The organism is Rhodococcus sp. 15-2388-1-1a, assembly GCF_002259145.1.
GTDB lineage: Bacteria > Actinomycetota > Actinomycetes > Mycobacteriales > Mycobacteriaceae > Rhodococcoides.
Window position 1 is genome coordinate 1 of sequence record NZ_NPFP01000035.1, and the last position, 18,044, is coordinate 18,044.

General features: G+C 63.9%; 19 protein-coding genes and 1 pseudogene. 10 read left to right on the forward strand and 10 right to left on the reverse strand.

Annotated features, from left to right (window positions below):
• Positions 1-110 precede the first annotated feature (110 nt).
• Positions 111-362 (reverse strand): DUF3253 domain-containing protein, encoded by a 252-nt coding sequence (locus CH302_RS30655; protein ID WP_230596286.1) that lies wholly within the window; start codon positions 360-362, stop codon positions 111-113.
• Between the two features lie 15 nt (positions 363-377).
• Positions 378-551, reverse strand: a pseudogene (locus tag CH302_RS30660) (DUF2256 domain-containing protein); the annotation flags it as partial.
• On the opposite strand from CH302_RS30660, the gene CH302_RS19870 reads away from it, so the two are divergent.
• Positions 529-1,095, forward strand: coding sequence for a peptide deformylase (locus CH302_RS19870; RefSeq protein ID WP_037190763.1), 567 nt, complete (start codon positions 529-531; stop codon positions 1,093-1,095). The pseudogene CH302_RS30660 and the gene CH302_RS19870 overlap by 23 nt on opposite strands.
• Here CH302_RS19870 and CH302_RS19875 read toward each other — a convergent pair whose 3' ends face one another.
• Complete coding sequence (locus tag CH302_RS19875; RefSeq protein ID WP_037190765.1) at positions 1,096-1,536, reverse strand: hypothetical protein; 441 nt, start codon at positions 1,534-1,536, stop codon at positions 1,096-1,098. It abuts the gene before it with no gap.
• On the reverse strand, positions 1,536-1,868 hold the full coding sequence (locus CH302_RS19880) for a hypothetical protein (RefSeq protein WP_037190768.1): 333 nt from the start codon (positions 1,866-1,868) through the stop codon (positions 1,536-1,538). The genes CH302_RS19875 and CH302_RS19880 overlap by 1 nt, the downstream gene beginning before the upstream one ends.
• A 108-nt stretch (positions 1,869-1,976) precedes the next feature.
• Between CH302_RS19880 and CH302_RS19885 the strand changes: the two genes are divergently transcribed.
• Together CH302_RS19885 and CH302_RS19890 are read left to right on the forward strand one after the other, a co-directional pair.
• Complete coding sequence (locus CH302_RS19885; RefSeq protein ID WP_052047710.1) at positions 1,977-2,390, forward strand: DUF6992 family protein; 414 nt, start codon at positions 1,977-1,979, stop codon at positions 2,388-2,390.
• Positions 2,391-2,532: 142 nt separating this feature from the next.
• A complete protein-coding gene (locus CH302_RS19890; protein WP_037190770.1) occupies positions 2,533-3,801 on the forward strand; it encodes a DUF4185 domain-containing protein in 1,269 nt (422 codons plus the stop codon).
• Here the strand turns inward: CH302_RS19890 and CH302_RS19895 are convergent.
• Together CH302_RS19895 and CH302_RS30665 are read right to left on the reverse strand one after the other, a co-directional pair.
• On the reverse strand, positions 3,734-4,396 hold the full coding sequence (locus CH302_RS19895) for a hypothetical protein (protein ID WP_037190772.1): 663 nt from the start codon (positions 4,394-4,396) through the stop codon (positions 3,734-3,736). The genes CH302_RS19890 and CH302_RS19895 overlap by 68 nt on opposite strands.
• Entirely contained in the window at positions 4,393-5,349 is a 957-nt protein-coding gene (locus tag CH302_RS30665) for a hypothetical protein (protein ID WP_230596273.1), read from the reverse strand. Before CH302_RS30665 ends, CH302_RS19895 begins: the two co-directional genes overlap by 4 nt.
• 298 nt (positions 5,350-5,647) lie before the next feature.
• Here CH302_RS30665 and CH302_RS19905 point away from each other — a divergent pair, with 298 nt between their 5' ends.
• The 6 genes from CH302_RS19905 (at position 5,648) to CH302_RS19930 (ending at position 13,296) form a co-directional block, all read left to right on the forward strand.
• Complete coding sequence (locus CH302_RS19905) at positions 5,648-6,628, forward strand: ABC transporter permease (protein ID WP_037190774.1); 981 nt, start codon at positions 5,648-5,650, stop codon at positions 6,626-6,628.
• 31 nt (positions 6,629-6,659) lie between these two features.
• Entirely contained in the window at positions 6,660-7,580 is a 921-nt protein-coding gene (locus CH302_RS19910) for an ABC transporter permease (RefSeq protein WP_082323666.1), read from the forward strand.
• Positions 7,573-9,474 carry an ABC transporter ATP-binding protein gene (locus tag CH302_RS19915; RefSeq protein ID WP_037190776.1) on the forward strand — a complete coding sequence of 634 codons (1,902 nt, stop codon included), beginning with the start codon at positions 7,573-7,575 and terminating at the stop codon, positions 9,472-9,474. Before CH302_RS19910 ends, CH302_RS19915 begins: the two co-directional genes overlap by 8 nt.
• A gap of 37 nt (positions 9,475-9,511) precedes the next feature.
• Positions 9,512-11,200 carry an ABC transporter family substrate-binding protein gene (locus CH302_RS19920; RefSeq protein ID WP_037191090.1) on the forward strand — a complete coding sequence of 563 codons (1,689 nt, stop codon included), beginning with the start codon at positions 9,512-9,514 and terminating at the stop codon, positions 11,198-11,200.
• A 212-nt stretch (positions 11,201-11,412) separates the two neighbouring features.
• Positions 11,413-11,853, forward strand: coding sequence for a hypothetical protein (locus CH302_RS19925; protein WP_052047673.1), 441 nt, complete (start codon positions 11,413-11,415; stop codon positions 11,851-11,853).
• A gap of 81 nt (positions 11,854-11,934) precedes the next feature.
• Positions 11,935-13,296 carry an acetamidase/formamidase family protein gene (locus tag CH302_RS19930; RefSeq protein WP_037190780.1) on the forward strand — a complete coding sequence of 454 codons (1,362 nt, stop codon included), beginning with the start codon at positions 11,935-11,937 and terminating at the stop codon, positions 13,294-13,296.
• Positions 13,297-13,316: 20 nt separating this feature from the next.
• Here CH302_RS19930 and CH302_RS19935 read toward each other — a convergent pair whose 3' ends face one another.
• A complete protein-coding gene (locus tag CH302_RS19935) occupies positions 13,317-13,934 on the reverse strand; it encodes a TetR/AcrR family transcriptional regulator (protein WP_037190783.1) in 618 nt (205 codons plus the stop codon).
• Between the two features lie 85 nt (positions 13,935-14,019).
• Between CH302_RS19935 and CH302_RS19940 the strand changes: the two genes are divergently transcribed.
• Positions 14,020-15,372 (forward strand): cytochrome P450, encoded by a 1,353-nt coding sequence (locus CH302_RS19940; RefSeq protein WP_037190785.1) that lies wholly within the window; start codon positions 14,020-14,022, stop codon positions 15,370-15,372.
• Between the two features lie 2 nt (positions 15,373-15,374).
• Here the strand turns inward: CH302_RS19940 and CH302_RS19945 are convergent, their stop codons facing one another.
• The 3 genes from CH302_RS19945 to CH302_RS19955 all read right to left on the reverse strand — a co-directional run bounded on the left by CH302_RS19945 (position 15,375) and on the right by CH302_RS19955 (position 18,030).
• Positions 15,375-16,238, reverse strand: a complete 864-nt coding sequence (locus CH302_RS19945) for an alpha/beta fold hydrolase (RefSeq protein ID WP_052047674.1) — start codon at positions 16,236-16,238, stop codon at positions 15,375-15,377.
• Between the two features lie 47 nt (positions 16,239-16,285).
• Positions 16,286-16,582, reverse strand: a complete 297-nt coding sequence (locus tag CH302_RS19950; RefSeq protein WP_037190788.1) for an antibiotic biosynthesis monooxygenase family protein — start codon at positions 16,580-16,582, stop codon at positions 16,286-16,288.
• Positions 16,583-16,653: 71 nt separating this feature from the next.
• Positions 16,654-18,030: an NAD-dependent succinate-semialdehyde dehydrogenase gene (locus tag CH302_RS19955; protein WP_037190791.1), complete on the reverse strand. Its 1,377-nt coding sequence runs from the start codon at positions 18,028-18,030 to the stop codon at positions 16,654-16,656.
• Positions 18,031-18,044: the final 14 nt, after the last annotated feature.

Consider the following 18,044-nt stretch of genomic DNA (forward strand, 5'->3'; position numbering starts at 1 on the left):
CGTCGGCCAGCTCGGAGACCAATTCCTGGTCCCCGAGCCCGAACACATCCCCCCATGTCTTCACCCCACGAAAGCTATACCCACCCACCGACACGTTTCCGCGACGCCGGTCAACGCTTCCAACGAATGCGGATCGGGCCCTTCGCGGTCGACGGATCGACGACGGATCCCTTCTGGGTGATCTCGACTTCTCCCGCGTCGACCATGCGTCGAGCCGCGCGGCGAACCGGTTCCATCAACTCCCGCCAACCGTCGTCGGACAGGGCGCGTGCGACGTCGGAAGGGCAGATCGTGGAGTCGCGGGATCGGGCGTCGAGCAGAGAACGGATCTTGTCTTCGAGTTCCTTGTCGGTGGTGCTCACCTTGTGCCGCCGGCATGCGTCGCTGCAGTACTTGATGTCATCCCAGTTCTTCTCCCACTTCTTGCGCCATTCGATTCGCCGCCCGCACGATGCACAGACCTTGTCCGCGGGGTGAGCCGTGGGGGAGCGACGGGAGTGAGCCATGCTTCGACAGTAACCTCGTCGCATGGCGATTCGACCCATTCTCATTGCCGGTGACCCGAGGCTGACGACGGTCGCCGAACCCGTCACCGTGTTCGACGCGGAGTTGGCCGCGTTCGTGGAGGACCTGTTCGAGACCAACACTGCGGCGCATGGTGCCGGTCTCGCCGCCAATCAGGTCGGCGACCCGCGTGCGGTGTTCGTTTACGACCTGAAGGACGGCGGAGTCCGCCATCGCGGGCACGTGGTCAATCCAGTGCTCGAGACGTCGGCGATCCCGGAGACGATGCCTGACCCCGACGACGGTGAGGGGTGTCTGTCGGTTCCTGGGGAGCGGTACCCGACCGGCCGCGCGGAGTGGGCCCGCGTGACCGGTGTCGATGTGGAGAACACTCCTGTGTCGGTCGAGGGCCACGGTTACCTGGCTCGGTGTCTGCAGCACGAATCCGACCATCTGGCCGGTCACCTGTACCTCGATCGCCTGATCGGCCGCAATCAGCGGGCCGCGAAGAAGATGATCAAGGCCCGAGGATGGACCGGGCCCGGCAGCAGTTGGCTGCCCGGATCCGACTCGGACCCGTTCGGTTGGTGATCAGCAGGCCCCGGTGACAGCGCATGCCGTCGATCGTTCGAGCTTCCAGCGGCCATCCGACACAACGAAGTCGATCGTCGTCGGTTGCCCCTGTGATGTTCCTGTCGCCTCGACTCTGTCGGGCGCAACGGTAGAAACGTGGTCGAAAACGATCTCCGGCACGATCCCACCGCTGTCGAAGACCGCGGTGTTTTCCTCCGCTGATCCCTCGAGCGCATCGGCACGGTCGCCCCGTTCGGCGGTCCAGTCGAAAACGGAACGGAAGATGGCGGTCGCTTCGTCCGGGGTCGGGATGTCGGTGGGCGCGACGGAGGGAGGCGGGGGTGGAAACGACAACGGCGCAACGTTCACCGCCGCCTCGACGGTCGGCTCGGGTCCCGTTGCGGCGCAGCCGGTAAGAGCGATGAGAGCCAATCCGCACAGGACGCGGCCGGCGATCATCAGAACGGGTTGTAGACGTAGAGCGTCCGGTAGTCCCATTCCGACGATCCGGCCGGGATTCGGATCTGAGTCAGGGCTTGCCCGTTCTGGGTGCACCAGCTCTGGCCGTGGAACGACGAGCAGTCGATCTGTCGGCTCGTGCCGAACGGGCTGACGATCAACGACTTCGTGCCCGCTGCGCCGTATGCCGCAGGGTCGAAGGCGCTCACGAAGTTCGCGGTCGAGTCCATGGGTCCGAACGGGTTGTCGTCGGGTGCTGCGGACGCTGTCGGCGCGACGAGCACTGCGCCGCCGATCGCCAGCGCGACTCCGGCGAGGACCTTCTTCAGCATGGTGGCTCCGTTCGTTTCGAGCGCGAATGCTCAGTGCTCATGGAATCGGCTGCAACCGACCGCGCGTTACGAACCGGCTCCTCCCTCGAACGCGGCACACTGGAGTCCATGACAGCACTCGAAGCGCCCATCGTTGCCCAGCGGCTCGGCCGTCTTCTCGCGGTGTGGGGCGGTGGAAGTGTGCTCGCCGGAACGATGTTCGCGTTGCGGGGATCGTCGCCTGCCCGGCGGGCGTTCGGGTTGCAGACGGCAGGGTGGGGTGCGATCGATCTGGCGATCGCGGGTGCGGGCGCGCTGAGCTCGAAGCCCCCGACGGCTGCGAGTCTGAGCCGGCTGCTGTGGATCAATGCCGGTCTCGACGTCCTCTACATCGCGACCGGTGCGCACATCGCGGTGAGGAAGCCTCGGTTCGGCGGCCGGATCACTGCTGACCAGGCGCTGGGCCACGGCACTGCCGTCGTTGTGCAGGGCGCTGCGCTGCTCGCGCTGGATACGACTCACGCGCGCATGATCGCCGACTAATCACACGAGTGTCATTCTCGCCGTAGGCGTTTTGTCAAGTACCGACACGTCCGATTTGTTGCGTGATCAGTAGATTTGCGTAACACTCGTCCCATCAGTCACATCAGTATCGTGGGTCACACGGGAAACGGTGGGTTCGTCCATGCGTGTACGTAGTCGGCAGATCGCTGTCGGGGCTGTCCTGGCACTGGCAGTGAGCGGACTCAGCGCTCTGACCGCGCCCACCGTGTCGGCCGAGCCGTGCGGTGGGCTCGGCGGGCCGGGCTCGTCTCCGCTGTTCGGGTCGTCGGGCAGCGCGGGCATGTCGGGCAAGAACCCGCAGGGCCCTCAGGGGCCGCTTCCTCGGATCACCGGCAACACGCAGAGCATCGCCTGGGTCACCGGTCCGCAGAGCGTGAACAACACCTACAACGACCTCGCGATGTCCGGCACCGACCTCGGGATCAGTTGGGACAACGGTGCCGGCCAGATCCTGATGGCGTTCGGTGACACGTTCGGCGACTGCTCCTCCGGCAATGCGCAGTGGCGCAGCAACGCGCTCTTCCGGTCGGACAAGGCGTCGACGAACTTGGCGCAGGGCATCAAGATCGGGCCGGCCGATCCTGCGGACAACACTTCCGGTGCCGTCGTGCGTGCCGGCAGTCCGAATTATGCAGCCGAGATCATCTCGAGCGCAAAGCTACCGAGCGTCGAGGACACGACGATCCCGACGGCGGCCATCGCGATCGGCAACACCCAGTACATCAACTACATGTCGGTACAGAGCTGGGGCACACCCGGTCGCTGGATCACGAACTACTCTGCGACGGCCAAATCCACTGACAACGGCCAGAATTGGTCGACGGATCCCAAGACGATTCGCGTCAACAAGGGTGTGACCATCCCGGGCTTCACCAACGTCCACGAAAGCCAGGGCAAGTTCCAGCAGAGTGCCTACGTGCTGGGTCGCGATGGCAAGTACCTGTACCAGTTCGGTACTCCGAACGGACGATTCGGCGACGCCTTCGTCTCGCGAGTGGCACCGAACGACATCGAGAATCTCGATGCGTACGAGTACTCGACGCAGGATCCGGATCCGACGAAGCAGTGGTCGACGAACGTCGGTGACACAGTTGCCATCGTCAAGGGCCCGGTCAGTGAGATGTCGGTTGCGTGGAACGACTACCTCGGCCGGTACGTGATGATGTACGGGGACGAGAACTCTCGCACTCTGGTCGCTCGTACTGCAGACAATCCGGAGGGTCCGTGGAGTGCTCCGAGGACCATCCTCGACGCCAATCAGACGGCCGGTGGCATCTACGCACCGTTCATTCACCCGATGTCGAGCGGGAAAGACTTGTACTTCACTGCTTCGCGGTGGTCGGACTACAACGTGCTGCTGTTGAAGACGAACCTCGATGCGCTGAAGTGATCTGCGCCGATCGTTCGATGGCCGCGTCGAGGTAGGTATCGACGTCCAGATCGAGGTCTGCGCCGAGCAGTCCGCGGCGAATGGTCGAAAGATACCTGCTCGACGGTTCGCCGGGCTCGCGCACGGTCGAACTGGTCAGTGTGAAGGCGGGTCTTCCGTCGATATCCGGAAGCCGTAGCAGTGCATCGTATTTCCCGCGGAAGCTCTCGCCCTCGCGATCCACTGCCAGCTGCGACCACTGTCCGATGGCGAGTGTCTCTGTCGCCCCGATATCGACGGCTGCGACGACGTTCTCGACCGCGGCCAGATGAGCGAACTGAGCTCGCTCGATCAGATATCCGCGCCCTACAGAATGATTCGCAGGATCGACCGTCGTCGAGACGAATGCGGATGCTCCGGTCCAGCGCCGGGAGACTCCCGCGAAATACAGCGCATGATCGATCCGCAGCCATCGTTGTTCGGCGGGTGGCGACGCGGTGGGTGCCGGCGGGTGCGCACCGAATTCGGAACGCTCGTCCGACCCGGTCAGGTAGGTATGGAACCTCTCGCGCAACAGGTTGGACCCGTACGAGACGTACCACAGCCGATCGGTCACTCGGTCTCGAAGAGCTGCCGGTATGCCTCGGCGAGCAGGTCGGCCGCGAGGTCGTGGTTGTGTGACGCTGCGCCCGTTGAGTTTCCGGATCGCATCAATCTGGCGTTGAGGCCGTAGGCGAGGTCGTCGAACGTGTCGTCGTCGATGCCGAGGTCGACGTCCACGTCCTCTTCCAGCAGCGCGCCGAGGTCGATCGACCACGACCACACACGTTCGTCCCGGTAGGGTCCGCGCCCGGCGCTGACCGTCTCGTTGGAGACCTCGAGTTGCTCGTCGGTGCGGTCGCGCGGAACGTTGGTGTTGATCCGGAGGTCGAGTTCTATCGTGTCGTCGTCGTGCACGATCTCGTCGACGCGGAGCGTCTCGAAGCCGCCGCACGTCAGCGTCACCAAGCGTCGAGGCCCGGTGTCGGCGGGATTGTCGGAGAGGGCAGCGATCTGCCACAGGTACTTCGCGGTGTTCGCCGGGTCGGGTATCGAGGAGTTGATGTAGTCGGCCACGATGCTGCGGATGGCCGGGTAGGCGATGTGGTCGGAGAGTTCCCAGAACTGCTTGCGCGCCTTGCCGACTGCCGTGTCGAGCAGTGTCGCCCGCTTGGCTCTTTCCTTCGGCAGTGCGGATTTCGCGCTCGGGGCCTCGCCGATCGCACCGGGCACCGAGGGGCGCTCGCGGAGGTGGGTCAGGCGCGACACGAGTTCCTGCAACTGCTCGAGCTGGTCTGCGGTTCCGGCCGCGAAGTCGAGTGCCTCGATGTCGGTCCACGCGTCGAGGTCCGCCGTGAAACGCGCGGCGACCGAATCTGCGTAGCCCACGTAGGCCGAGCCGTCGGTGAAGTGCAGAACGTAGAGCCCGGCTCGGTGTTCCTTGGCCGCAAAGACCGTGGCGATGGATCCGGCGTCGGTGACGTCGAATCGTTCGAAGGCGAATCCGTCGGGTGTGGAAGCTGTCGGCATGGTTGTGAATCTACCGACGTGAGTGGGAAGCACCTATTCCGCGCCTTGTCCGCATTGTCGGAGTTCCCTTCCCTGTACCGGTGAATGTCTCCAAACGTGTTCTGACGCCGCTATTTCCGCTTTGTCCGTTCCGCCGAAACTATTTTCTCTTCCATGAACGAGTGTGGAATTTCTGGTGCTATCTTGTGGAATGTCTGTTTCCACCGCTAACGAAACAAGCGTGAAACACGCGGTGTGAACAATGCCGAGAGCAGTGCCAGTGGGCACCGCCGTGGTGCTCGATGGAAGGTGGTTGCGCGTGGGCGGTTATCTTGCGCGGAGGTTGCTGAACTACGTCGTCTTGCTGCTCATCGCGACGTTCCTCACCTACCTCCTGGCCTCGCTCACGTTCGATCCGCTGTCGAATCTCCTCAGCCGCAACCCGCCCCCATCGGACGCGGTGCTTGCAGCAAAGCGCGCGGCGCTGCACCTCGACGACAATCCGGTGTTGCGCTACCTGAAGTGGCTGTGGGCGGTGTTGCACGGTGACTTCGGACAAACGGTCGCTGCAGGCTCGGTCAACGACGAACTGTGGCGACGTATCCTCGTATCGCTGCGGTTGGTGGTGCTCGGCACCGTCCTCGGCGCTGTACTCGGTACGTTGATCGGTGCGTACGGAGCGGTTCGGCAGTACAAGATCTTCGATCATGTCGCCACGGTCGTGACGTTCATCCTCATCAGTACGCCGATCCTGGTGCTTGCCCCGGTGCTCAAATACTTGGCGGTGCAGGTCAATCAGAGCACGGGCAGTCAGTTCTTCCAGTACACCGGCGAGACGTCGACAACGCTCGCGCCAGGTTTGATGAACGAAATCGTCGACCGTGCACAGCATCTGCTGCTACCCACCGTCGTGCTGATGTTGTTCACCATCGGTGGCTACAGCCGCTACATGCGCAGTTCCATGCTCGACGAGTTGAACATGGACTACATCCGCACGGCCCGTGGCAAGGGGCTCACTCGCGGTCGCGCGATCTTCAAGCACGGCTTCCGAACCGCGTTGATCCCGATGGCGACGCTCTTCGCGTTCGGTATGGGTGCGGTGATCACCGGTGCGACGTTCACCGAGCGCGTGTTCGGGTGGTACGGCATGGGGGACTGGCTGATCTACGGCATCACCAGCCAGGACATCAACATCACGCTCGCGGTGTCGCTCTTCACCGCGCTCTCGGTGCTGGTCTCCGGAATGTTGACCGACATCTTCACTGCCGCACTGGATCCGCGCGTTCGCTACGCGGACTGACCCACCACTTCGATCGAGGAAAGGATCGGCGATGGCAACACCTGTGGTTCCCGAGATCACCGCCGTGGACGGTCCGGGCGAGACGATGGCTCCGATCACCAGGCGACGGTTGGTGTTTCGTCGATTTCTGCGGAACAGGCCTGCGTTGGTAGGCATCGTGGTGCTGGTGACGATGTTCGTAGGCGCGTTCGTTCTCCCGCACTTCATTCCTTTCACCTACGAGGAACTCGACGCGTATGCGTTGAACTCTCCGCCGACCACGCGGCATTGGTTCGGCACCAACCAGATCGGCCAGGACGTCTTGGCGCAGACGCTGCGCGGCTTGCAGAAGTCCCTCATCATCGGGATGCTCGTCGCGCTGATCTCCACGGTGCTCGCCGGAGTGGTCGGGGCGGTGGCGGGCTACTTCGGTGGCTGGACCGATCGGGCCCTGATGTGGGTGGCCGATGTGCTGCTGGTGGTGCCGAGCTTTCTGGTCATCGCCATCTGCTCACCGTTGTTTCGCGACAAGAGCTTCTTCATCCTGGTGCTGCTGCTCGCGGCGTTCGCGTGGATGATCACCTCACGGATCATCAGAGCGATGACGCGGTCGTTGCGTGAGCGTGAATTCATCCGCGCCGCAAAGTACATGGGCGCGACCCCGGCGAGTGTGATCGGCAAGCATGTGCTGCCGTCGATGGCCTCGATTCTCATCGTCGACGTCACGCTCAACGTGGGTATTGCCATCATCGGGGAGGCGTCCCTGAGCTACTTCGGCTTCGGTGTCCAGCGACCCGACGTCTCGCTCGGCACGCTGATCGCGGACGGTACCTCGTCCGCGTTGACGTATCCGTGGCTGTTCGCGTTCTGCTGTGGCGCATTGGTATTGATCGTGTTGGCCACCAACTTCGTCGGCGACGGTCTTCGCGACGCATTCGATCCGAACTCGACGAGGGGACAGGCACGTGGCTGAGATTGTGCCGGTGTTGAAGGTCAGCGGACTCGAGGTCAGCTTCCCGAGTGAGGAGGGGCGCGTCACCGCGGTCCGAGGTCTGGACTACCAGGTGGGTAAGGGCGAAGTGATGGCCATCGTCGGTGAATCCGGCTCGGGAAAGTCGGTGTCGTCCCTGGCAGTCATGGGGCTTCTTCCGCAGACCGCGCGGGTCACCGGATCCATCGAACTGAACGGCCGTCAACTGCTCGGCCTGTCCGACCGTGAGATGTCGCGTGAACGTGGGCGTTCGGTGGCGATGATCTCCCAGGATCCGTTGACGGCACTGACACCCATCTACCGCATCGGCGATCAGATCGCCGAGGCGATCTCCGTACACAATCCGTCACTGAGCAAGGCCAAGGTCCACGAGCGCACCCTGGAACTGCTCGATCTGGTCGGCATCGCAGATCCGAGGACACGGGCGAAGTCCTACCCGCACGAGTTCTCCGGTGGGATGCGTCAGCGCGTCGTCATCGCGATGGCCATCGCGAACGACCCCGATCTCATCATCGCCGACGAGCCCACGACAGCCCTCGACGTGACGATTCAGGCACAGATCCTCGATCTGCTCCGTACCGCCCGCGACGTCACCGGTGCCGGCGTCGTGTTCATCACCCATGACCTGGGAGTCGTTGCCGGCGTCGCTGATCGGGCGATGGTGATGTATGCAGGGCGCGCCGTCGAGACCGCGCCGGTAGACGAGCTGTATGCGAACCCGTCGATGCCGTACACCGTCGGCTTGCTCGGATCGGTTCCTCGCCCCGACCGGCCGGCCCAGGAGCGGCTCGTACCGATCGAAGGCACCCCGCCTGCACTGGTGAACCTGCCGACAGGGTGCCCCTTCGGGCCTCGGTGCCCGTTGCACATCGACGCCTGTGACGCAGGTGAACCACCACTGGTCGAGGTCGAGGCGAACCACAGTGCGGCATGCATCCGCATCGAAGCGGCGACGGCCGAGTCCGTGGAGGCCGAGTTCGAGGGTGCCCCGCGGTCGGAGGCTCCGGCGGAACTGGTGGTGACCGTATCGAAGGACGCTCCGGTGTTGTCGGTGACCGATCTGCACAAGAGCTACCCGATGTTCAAGGGATCCGTTCTGCGGCGTCGGGCCGGGGAAGTGCCTGCGGTGCAGGGGATCAGCTTCGACGTGCACGCCGGGTCCACGCTGGCTATTGTCGGTGAATCGGGCTGCGGCAAGTCCACGACACTGCTCGAGATCATGGAATTCGTGAAGCCGCAGCAAGGCTCGATCCGGATCAACGGCGTCGAGCCGTACAGCCTGAGCCGTGCAGAGCAGCGACAGCTCCGCGCTCACATCCAAATCGTGTTCCAGGACCCGATGGGCTCGCTCGACCCGCGAATGCCGGTGGGGGAGATCATCGCCGAGCCGCTGAAGATCAACGGTGTCCCGGTCGACGAGCGCACCCGCCGGGTTCGGGAACTGATGGACACCGTCGGGATGCGTCCTGAACTCGCAGATCGGTATCCCACGCAATTCTCCGGCGGGCAGCGTCAACGAGTCGGTATTGCACGGGCTTTGGCACTGAAGCCGTCGATCCTGGTGCTCGACGAGCCTGTGTCCGCACTCGACGTGTCGATTCAGGCGGGCGTGCTGAACCTGCTGCAGGATCTGCAAGCGGAGCTTGGTCTGGCATATCTTTTCGTCTCGCACGATCTGTCGGTGGTGCGTCATCTCGCCGACGAGGTGGCCGTGATGCGTAACGGAGTGTTCGTGGAGAAGGGCCCGACGGCGCAGATCTTCGACGCACCCGAGGACCCCTATACCCGGGCGCTGTTGAAGGCCATTCCCATTCCCGATCCGGTGCTTCAACGAGCCCGAATCGCCGAGGCCGCAGCACTGGCCGACGCCATCTGACCCTGCAGGTTAAGTGCACACTGAGAAAGGTGAATTGATGAGAGCCAAGCTATTTCGGGCACTGGTCCCGATCGCGGTGGCCGTGACCACTGTGGGACTGGTGGCGGGCTGCAGCTCCGGCGATACCGGGCCCAACCCCGATGCCCCTGCGTCCTTCGAGAGCGGAGCGCAGATCAATCCGCATCCGATCAGCGATCTGCAGCAGGGCGGAAACATGAATTTCCCGCTCTCGCAGGTGCCGACCAACTACAACTACTACCAAATCGACGGCACCACAGTCGACGCTGCGCGGTACTACGCCGCGTTGATGCCTACGGCGTTCAAGGCTGCTGCGGACGCAAGCCTCACGACGGCGACCGATTTCTTCACCGACATCACCGAGTCCGAGGTCGACGGCAAGCAGGTGATCACCTACAACATCAACCCCAAGGCCAAGTGGAGCAGCGGGAGGTCGCTGGACTACACCGACCTCGTGGCCACATGGACTGCGAACAGCGGCAAGGACCCGGCTTACGAGGCGTCCAGCACCGCGGGCTGGGACAAGGTGGAATCCGTTGTGCGCGGTGAGAACGACCAACAGGTGACCTTGACGTTCGCCGAGAAGTTCGCAGATTGGCGCTCCCTGTTTTCGCCGCTGATGCCTGCGGAGTCCGTGAACAGTGTCGAGGCGTTCAACACCGGTTCGGTCGAGACCATGCCTGCCACTGCCGGCCCGTTCCGCATCCGCACGATCGAGCCCGGCGGCAAGCGCATTGTGGCCGAGCGCAACCCGGACTGGTGGGGCGAGAATCCCGCGGTGCTCGACACCATCACGTACCTGCCGCTGGATACGACGGCATCTATCGGTGCGTTGCAGAGTGGCGAGATCGACTACTTCGAATTGGGCAGCAGCGCGGACGCGTTCAAGGTTGCCCGCGGTATCCCGAATGTCGACCTGCGGCAGAGCCTGGGCCCGCAGTACCGTCACTTCGACTTCAACGGAGCCCCGGGACGCATCACCTCGGACAAGGCAGTGCGCGTGGCGTTGATGAAGGCGATCGATCGTGACTACCTGGCGACGTCACAGCTCGGTCAGATCACCTCGAGCCCGACTGTCCTGAACAACCACATCTACGTGGACGGGCAGAAGGGCTACCAGGCCAACAACGGCGATATCACCTTCGACCCCGAAAAGGCGAAGGCCGAACTCGACGCGGCCGGTTGGACGATGAACGGGGAGTTCCGATCCAAGGACGGTAAGCAGCTCGATCTGCAGGACATCATTCCGGCCGATACCCCGAATGCGACGCAGGAAGCGCAGATCATCCAGCAGAACCTTAAGGCCGTCGGTGCCAATCTCATCATCCAATCGGTGCCCTCGGATGACTTCTTCGAGAAGTACATTCTGGTCGGTGCGTTCGATGTCACGCACTTCACCTGGGAGGGAACGCCGTACTCCTCGAGCAGTGACGGTATCTTCCGGTTGACGCCCGGGAGTATGTTGCAGAACTACGGCCAGGTCGGTTCCGAGGAGATCAACGGACTGCTCGACAAGGCCGCAGCCGAACTCGACGATGATGCACGTATCGCCGACTACAACGAAGCGGACAAGGCGATCTGGGCCGAGGGCCACAGCCTGACGATGTTCCAGCGTCCGTCGACGTACGCGACGAAGTCCAATCTCGCCAACTTCGGTGCACCAGGATTCGGCGATCTCGACTACTCGAAGGTCGGGTTCCTGAAATAGCTCACGGTCTCGGATATCCGGTCGGTGCCGCGGCAATCACTCTGGTTGTCGCGGCATCGACCGTTATCGTCATCGCTCCACTGAGCGTGTTTGTTGGCCTCATCGTGCTGGTCTGGACAGGGTGGTCGGTGGGGTGCGCCCTCCTGTCCGGGCAATCAGCCCGAACGGCGGCCTCGCGAACGACTGTGCGGCGAGTGCGGTTTCAACACCGTATGCGTTCTCGCGGATACCTGGAGGTGAACGAGAACGGCGGGCGGGCCTGGTACCCCGTCTACTTTCACACCGGGCTGCTGGCGATCGTCCCCGACGCCGAGGCCCGCATGAGCAAGTCGATTCTCGGGCGTCGTGCGTTCGTCGTCGACCCTGGGATTCTCGCGGTGCCGTCGGGTCGGCGTCGTACGTCGTTGCCTCCCGGCGCACCTCTGGATGCTCCGCGCCTCAACGATTCCGATCTGCGCACGCGCAGTTCACGATTCGCCTCTCTACCCCGTCGGATCATGCTCGACGCGCCCGCCGCGGTCGCCGGCCCGTTCATCGGTCTGCTGTGGCTGGTCGTCGACGGAGGCGGATTCGCTCAGTTTGTCGCAGTCAGTCTGCTGGCTGCAGCTACCGCCCTCTGGTGGTCGGCGATCGGCGGCAGCGACCCCAGCTGAGCAATTGGGGCGACGCGTGTTCGTAACTGCCGAGAAACACCTCCGGTCTACGTTCGAGATTCGGACAATTCAGGAGGCATCATGGCGCGGTCGATGGCGGAGCAGGCAGCGGAGACGATCACCAAGGGGATCGGACGTCGCGGATTCATCCAGGCGGTCGCCGCGCTGGGCGCAGGTGTCGGGATCGCCGGAACGGCAGCGTGTTCGACGTCGTCGTCGTCCAGCACCGCCGCCGCGAGTTCGTCGGCGCCGGCACCGGTCGGCATTCTTCAGCCCGGCGCAGGCGACATCTCCGGCGATCACTACCTGAGTTCCGAAGTCGACAAGGTTCTGTGGGGGTACGTCCCGACGGTCGAGTCCGAATCGGTGTTGCAGATGAAGTCCGGCGAGACGGTGACCATCGACGCGCTCAGCCATGAAGGAATTCTCGAAGACCAGGGCCGCGATCCCGTCGAGTTCTTCGGCAGGAAAGGCGTATCGGAATCCGATGTGCTGCAGGACGCCATCGACATCGCCGGCGGGTACGACCGAACGGTCCGCAACTTCGACGTCGACGGACCGCACGTGGTGACGGGCCCGGTGTTCGTCGAAGGGGCGCAGCGCGGCGACGTGCTCAAGATCGAGACGCTCGAGGCGATTCCCCGCGTGCCGTACGGAGTGGTGTCGAGTCGGCACGGCAAGGGTTCCCTGGCGGTGACCGCGTCCGGTGAGGCACCTGCAGGTATCAGCCTGGACGAGGTGATGCCGCCGATCGGCAGCGACGGCAGGCCGTCGGGTGACCCGACGCAGTACGGCAACGTCTCCACCTTCACTGCCGTCGAGGACGGGCAGGGAGTGATGCGTTACGGCGATGCGGCCGTGCGCTTTCCGCTGCGTCCATTCATGGGCATGATGGGCGTGGCGTTCGCCAGCGACCCGGGTCTGACCTCGCCCAACGCGAATTCGATTCCGCCGACGCTCGGCGGCGGCAACATCGATGTCGGGTTGCTGGGTGTCGGATCGACGTTCTATCTGCCGGTGTTCGCGGAGGGTGCGTTGTTCTACGTCGGCGATCCGCACATGGCGATGGGCGACGGGGAGGTGGCGCTCACCGCGATGGAAGGTTCTCTGCGTGGCACCTTCCGCCTCACCGTCTGCAAGGCGGGCAGCGGTGATGCCCCGTCCGTTGCGTACTCGTATCCCTTTGCCGAGAACGAGGACTCGTGGATTCCGATCGGCCTGTCCGACCCGGACGGTGCCGTCGGCGGCCAGAGCTCGGACCTGAACGCTGCCATGCGTCGCGCCGTGGTCAACGCGCTCGACTTCCTCGAGACGGACCTCGGCATGGACCGGGCGACGGCCTATGCGTACCTCTCGGCGGCCGCGAACTTCACCGTGTCGCAGGTGGTCGACAAGACGGTCGGCGTGCACGGTCAGATCTCCAAAGCGCACTTCGACCGGTAAGAGTGCGCCTTCGGCGCACTTCAGCGGTGTGCGGTCGCGACGAAGTGGCGGGTGGCGGCGTCGACTATTTCCGTGGGGGAGATGTCGATCTCGCCGTTCAACCACGCGATGACCAGTTCGGCGAGTCCGCCGATGAACAGCAGTCCGTTGATTTCGGATTGTGGTTGCGGCCAAGCTTGTTCGCCGAACAGCTCGCGCGATTGCTCGGCTACCAGATGGGCGAACGCGCGCATGGACTTTCGTCGGTAGTCTCGCAGTGAGTCGACGGCGAGCGACTCGATCATCGCGACGCGGCCCTTGCGTCGGTCGTCGGTGAGCACGCCGACGAACGCGGCGATGGCGTTGCGCACCTGTTCCTCGACGGTCGGGGCGGGGGAGTGCAGCGCGTCCAGAGCAGCGGCCCGAATCTCGTCGGATACCGACTCCACCACCTTCTCGAGCAAGTCCTCTTTGCCGGTGAAGTTCTGGTAGAAGTAGCGCTCGGTCAGCTTCGCCTCGGCGCAGATCGCGGTCATGGTCGTGTTCAAGGCACCGGCCGTCGAGAACACTTCGAGTCCGGCTTCGAGCAACCGTGCGCGACGGTCGGCGGTGCGATCGTCGGCGCTCATGCCGTTGTAGCGGCGCGTCGTGGAAGCCATGGGTAGATCTTGACAGAGGGAGCAAGTGTGACGCAGACTACATCCCATCTGACAGGACGCGCTGTCAGATTGATGGAGGTCGACAATGGCACGCGCTCTGGCTGCTCCACCTGCAGGTTCGGCACTTCAACCGGTGTTCGGCGACGGCGGTATGCCCGTCGTGGGCCACACCCTGGAGTACATCCGAGACCCCCTGAAACTGCTCGGGAGTCGGTGGGAGAAATACGGCGAGGTGTCGTGGCTGACCATGGCCGGGCAGAAGTGGATCACCGTTCTGGGTCCGGACGCATGCCAGGAGGTGTTGCAGAACGCCGACAAGGCGTTCGCGAACGGTGACGGCTGGTCGCTGCTGATCGGCCCGTTCTTTCACGGCGGGTTGATGCTGCTCGATTCCGACGAGCATCTCAAGCACCGACGAATCATGCAGCAGGCCTTCACGAGGGATCGACTCACCAAGTCCGTCGAGGCGTTGAACCCGGTCACCACAACCGGTTTGGACGCATGGCAGGGCGGGCGCGACGTCCAGGTCTACCCGGCGCTCAAGGCGTTGACGCTCGAGGTGGCGACGAGCATCTTCATGGGCGGGGCCGAGGGCAGCACCGAAGCCGAGATTGCCGAGCTCAACTCGAGTTTCGTGGCGTGCGTCCAGGCCGCGACGTCGATCGTGCGGTATCGAGTTCCGGGAACCCGGTGGAAGCGGGGTCTCGACGGCCGCGCCATGCTCGAGCAGTTCTTCCGGCGCTACCTACCGGCGCGGCGCGCCACCGAGACCGACGACTTGTTCTCGGTCCTCTGCCACATCGAGGGGAACGACGGCGAGCGTTTCTCCGACGACGAAGTGATAGACCACATGATCTTCCTGCTGATGGCCGCCCACGACACGTCGACGATCACGCTGTCGACGATGATGCAGTATCTCGGGCAACATCCGCAGTGGCAGGACAAGTGCCGCGCGGAGTCCGAGGAGCTGGGCACTGCTGCGCCGACACTCGCGCAACTCGACGAACTGCACAGTGTCGACCTGGTGATGAAGGAATGCCTACGGCTGGTCTCGCCCACTCCGGTGGTCGCGCGCCGAGCCGTCAAGGACACCGAGGTGCAGGGAAAGTTCGTCCCCGCGGGGACGTATGCGTCGGTCGCTCCGCACTTCACGCACCACATGGACCAGTACTGGCCCGACCCCGAGAAGTTCGACCCCGGCCGCTTCGCCGACGACCGTCGCGAGGACAAAGTGCACCGCTACGCGTGGGAGCCGTTCGGCGGAGGCGTGCACAAGTGCATCGGCATGTTCTTCGCAGGCGCGGAGATCAAGACCATCATGCATCATCTGCTGCTGCGGTTCGACTGGTCGGTCGACCCCGATTACGTTGCGCCGCTGAACTTCACGTCGCTGCCCTTCCCGGAGGACGGGCAGCCCGTGCAGCTACGGAAGCGGTAGGTCTAGCCGGCACGGTCGGTGAGCCAGCCGATGATGTTCGCGGTGACCTCGTCCCTGTTGGTCTCGTTGAGGATCTCGTGGCGGGCCCCGGGGTAGAGGGTGACGGTGACGTCGCTCATCCCGGCCTCGCGGTACCGGGCAGCGAGGGTCTCGATCAGCTGTCCGCCGCCGGCAAGAGGGTCGTCGGTTCCCGAGGTGATGAGCAGCGGTAGGTCGGAGCGGATCTGCTCGAGGTTGTGCGGGTCGGCCAGCTTGTCGGCCTCACCGAACAACGCGGGGACCGTCGACTCCGGAAGATCGAAGCCGCACAGAGGATCGGCGACGTAGGCGTCCACTTCGGCCTCGTCGCGGGTGAGCCATTCGTATCCGGTGCGGTGCTCGAAGGCGGCGTTGAACACACTCAGGTCACCGGCGGGGGCGTCGGCCATTCCGGCGGCGAGGACGTCCAGCGTGGTCGATCCCGACAACACCACACCCTCGTACAGATCCGATCGCTCGATCAGAACATGCTGCGCGGCAAACGAACCCATCGAGTGAGCGAACAGGAACAGTGGCAGGTCCGGGTACTCGTTCAGCAACGATTCGCCGAGTTGCTCGATGTCGGCCCACAACCCGGCGAAGGCGGCGGCACCGAAGTCACCCGGAGTGTCGACGATCGACTCTCCGTGGCCGCGATGATCGGACGCGACGACGTGGAATCCGGCGCTGTTCAGAGCTGAGGCGAATCGGGCGTAGCGGCTGCCGTGTTCGGCGAGTCCGTGCGCGATCTGTACGACGCCGCGAGCCGGATCGGCGGACGTGGCCCAGGTGTAGGTGCTGATCTCGATGTCGTCCTGCTTGGATACGAACGACGAAGCGTTGGCCACGAATATCTCCTCGAAACGGCGATGGGGACGAGACTCGAACTTATCGCCTACGCCTGCAGTACCGGGTCGAAATGCTCGACGACGGGAAACGGCTCGTAGAAGTGATGCAGCAGCGTCTTCCACTCCTGGTACTCGTCCGACTTCCTGAAGCCCTCGGTGTGGTCTTCGAGTCGTTCCCATTCCACCAGCAGCAGATAGACATGCGGCTGCTCGATGCCCCGCGACAGCGTCAGATTCACGAACCCCGGCATCGAGGAGATGATCGATGTCGCGGCGGCGAAGGCCGCCTCGAACTCGTCGGTTCGGTGGGGGATGATGTGCAGCAGGGCATGTTCGACGATCATCGGAACAGTATGCCCACGGCCGACAACAGCTCCCCGGGCACCGTGCCCGGGGAGCTGTTGGATGAGACGGTCTACTTCGCGGAGACGCGCACGAGCTTCTTGTTCACGAACTCGTCCATGCCCCACGGTCCCAGTTCGCGACCGACGCCGGAGCGCTTGACGCCGCCGAACGGCAGGCCGGGCAGGGTGGTGCCGTGCTCGTTGACGAAAGCCATGCCGACCTCGAGCTGCTCGGCCACGTCGCGAGCCTTGTCCAGGTCGGCGCTCCACACCGAGCCGCTCAGTCCGTATGCCGAGGAGTTCGCCAGTTCGATTGCCTGCTGCGGGCTTTCGACCTTGTAGATCACCGCTGCCGGTCCGAACAGCTCTTCGCTGTACGCACGCATGTCCGGGGTGACGTCGGTGAGCAGCGTCGGCTGCACAAATGCGCCCGGCCCGTCGATCTTCTTGCCACCGGTGAGCAGTGTTGCGCCCTTGGCGACGGCGTCGTCGATCTGCTCGATCAGGGTGTCGGCGGCGGTCTGCGACGACAGCGGGCCGAGGGTGGTGTTCGCGTCCAACGGATCACCGGTCTGCACTGCCTCGAACGAAGCGGTGAGCTTGGTGACGAAGTCGTCGTAGAACTCCTCGGCGACGAGGATGCGCTTGGCGGCGTTGCAGGCCTGGCCCGCGTTGGACAGCCGCGCCCGGGTTGCGGATTCGACCGTGGCGTCCATGTCGTCGGAGTCGAGCATGATGAACACGTCCGAGCCGCCGAGCTCGAGCACGACCTTCTTGAGGTTGCGTCCCGCGGTTTCGGCGACGGAGGTGCCGGCCCGCTCACTGCCGGTGAGCGAGACACCCTGCACGCGTGGGTCGGCGATCATGTCGGCGATCTGATCGTTGGTCGCGAAGATGTTGATGTACGCGTCCTGGGGGAGTCCGGCCTGCTGGAAAATCTCCTCCATCAGCAGAGCCGACTGCGGGCAGTTCGGTGCGTGCTTGAGCAGAATCGTGTTGCCCACCATCAGGTTCGGGCCGGCGAAGCGGGCCACCTGGTAGTAGGGGAAGTTCCACGGCATGACGCCGACGAGGGCACCCACCGGCTTGCGCTGCAGCACAGTGTCTTCCGCGCCGGGCACGTCGAGCGTCTCGTCCTCGAGCAGTGCGGGGCCGTTGTCGGCGTAGTAGCGGTAGATGTTGGACGACAGCTCAACCTCGCCCTGAGATTCGGTGAGCGGCTTGCCCATTTCGAGCGAGATGGTTCGGGCCAGTTCGTCGGAACGCTCGGTGTAGAGGTCGGCGACCTTGTGCAAGATTTCGGCACGGTGCTTCGGTGAGGCCTTGCGCCACGTCTGGAAACCGGCGTGTGCGTCGGTCAGTGCGCGCTCGACGCCGGCCGCGTCGAGAGTCTCGAATTCCTTGACAGTTGTGCCGTCGGCAGGATTGACAGTTTTGTAGGTCGTCATGATCTGTTCAACGG

What these genes read in the sequence shown, in the direction of transcription:
- CH302_RS19870 (WP_037190763.1), top strand. Translation starts at nt 529, where the DNA reads ATGGCGATTCGACCCATTCTCATTGCCGGTGACCCGAGGCTGACGACG.
- CH302_RS19875 (WP_037190765.1), bottom strand. Translation starts at nt 1,536, where the DNA reads ATGATCGCCGGCCGCGTCCTGTGCGGATTGGCTCTCATCGCTCTTACC.
- CH302_RS19880 (WP_037190768.1), bottom strand. Translation starts at nt 1,868, where the DNA reads ATGCTGAAGAAGGTCCTCGCCGGAGTCGCGCTGGCGATCGGCGGCGCA.
- CH302_RS19885 (WP_052047710.1), top strand. Translation starts at nt 1,977, where the DNA reads ATGACAGCACTCGAAGCGCCCATCGTTGCCCAGCGGCTCGGCCGTCTT.
- CH302_RS19890 (WP_037190770.1), top strand. Translation starts at nt 2,533, where the DNA reads ATGCGTGTACGTAGTCGGCAGATCGCTGTCGGGGCTGTCCTGGCACTG.
- CH302_RS30665 (WP_230596273.1), bottom strand. Translation starts at nt 5,349, where the DNA reads ATGCCGACAGCTTCCACACCCGACGGATTCGCCTTCGAACGATTCGAC.
- CH302_RS19910 (WP_082323666.1), top strand. Translation starts at nt 6,660, where the DNA reads ATGGCAACACCTGTGGTTCCCGAGATCACCGCCGTGGACGGTCCGGGC.
- CH302_RS19920 (WP_037191090.1), top strand. Translation starts at nt 9,512, where the DNA reads ATGAGAGCCAAGCTATTTCGGGCACTGGTCCCGATCGCGGTGGCCGTG.
- CH302_RS19925 (WP_052047673.1), top strand. Translation starts at nt 11,413, where the DNA reads ATGCGTTCTCGCGGATACCTGGAGGTGAACGAGAACGGCGGGCGGGCC.
- CH302_RS19930 (WP_037190780.1), top strand. Translation starts at nt 11,935, where the DNA reads ATGGCGCGGTCGATGGCGGAGCAGGCAGCGGAGACGATCACCAAGGGG.
- CH302_RS19935 (WP_037190783.1), bottom strand. Translation starts at nt 13,934, where the DNA reads ATGGCTTCCACGACGCGCCGCTACAACGGCATGAGCGCCGACGATCGC.
- CH302_RS19940 (WP_037190785.1), top strand. Translation starts at nt 14,020, where the DNA reads ATGGCACGCGCTCTGGCTGCTCCACCTGCAGGTTCGGCACTTCAACCG.
- CH302_RS19950 (WP_037190788.1), bottom strand. Translation starts at nt 16,582, where the DNA reads ATGATCGTCGAACATGCCCTGCTGCACATCATCCCCCACCGAACCGAC.
- CH302_RS19955 (WP_037190791.1), bottom strand. Translation starts at nt 18,030, where the DNA reads ATGACGACCTACAAAACTGTCAATCCTGCCGACGGCACAACTGTCAAG.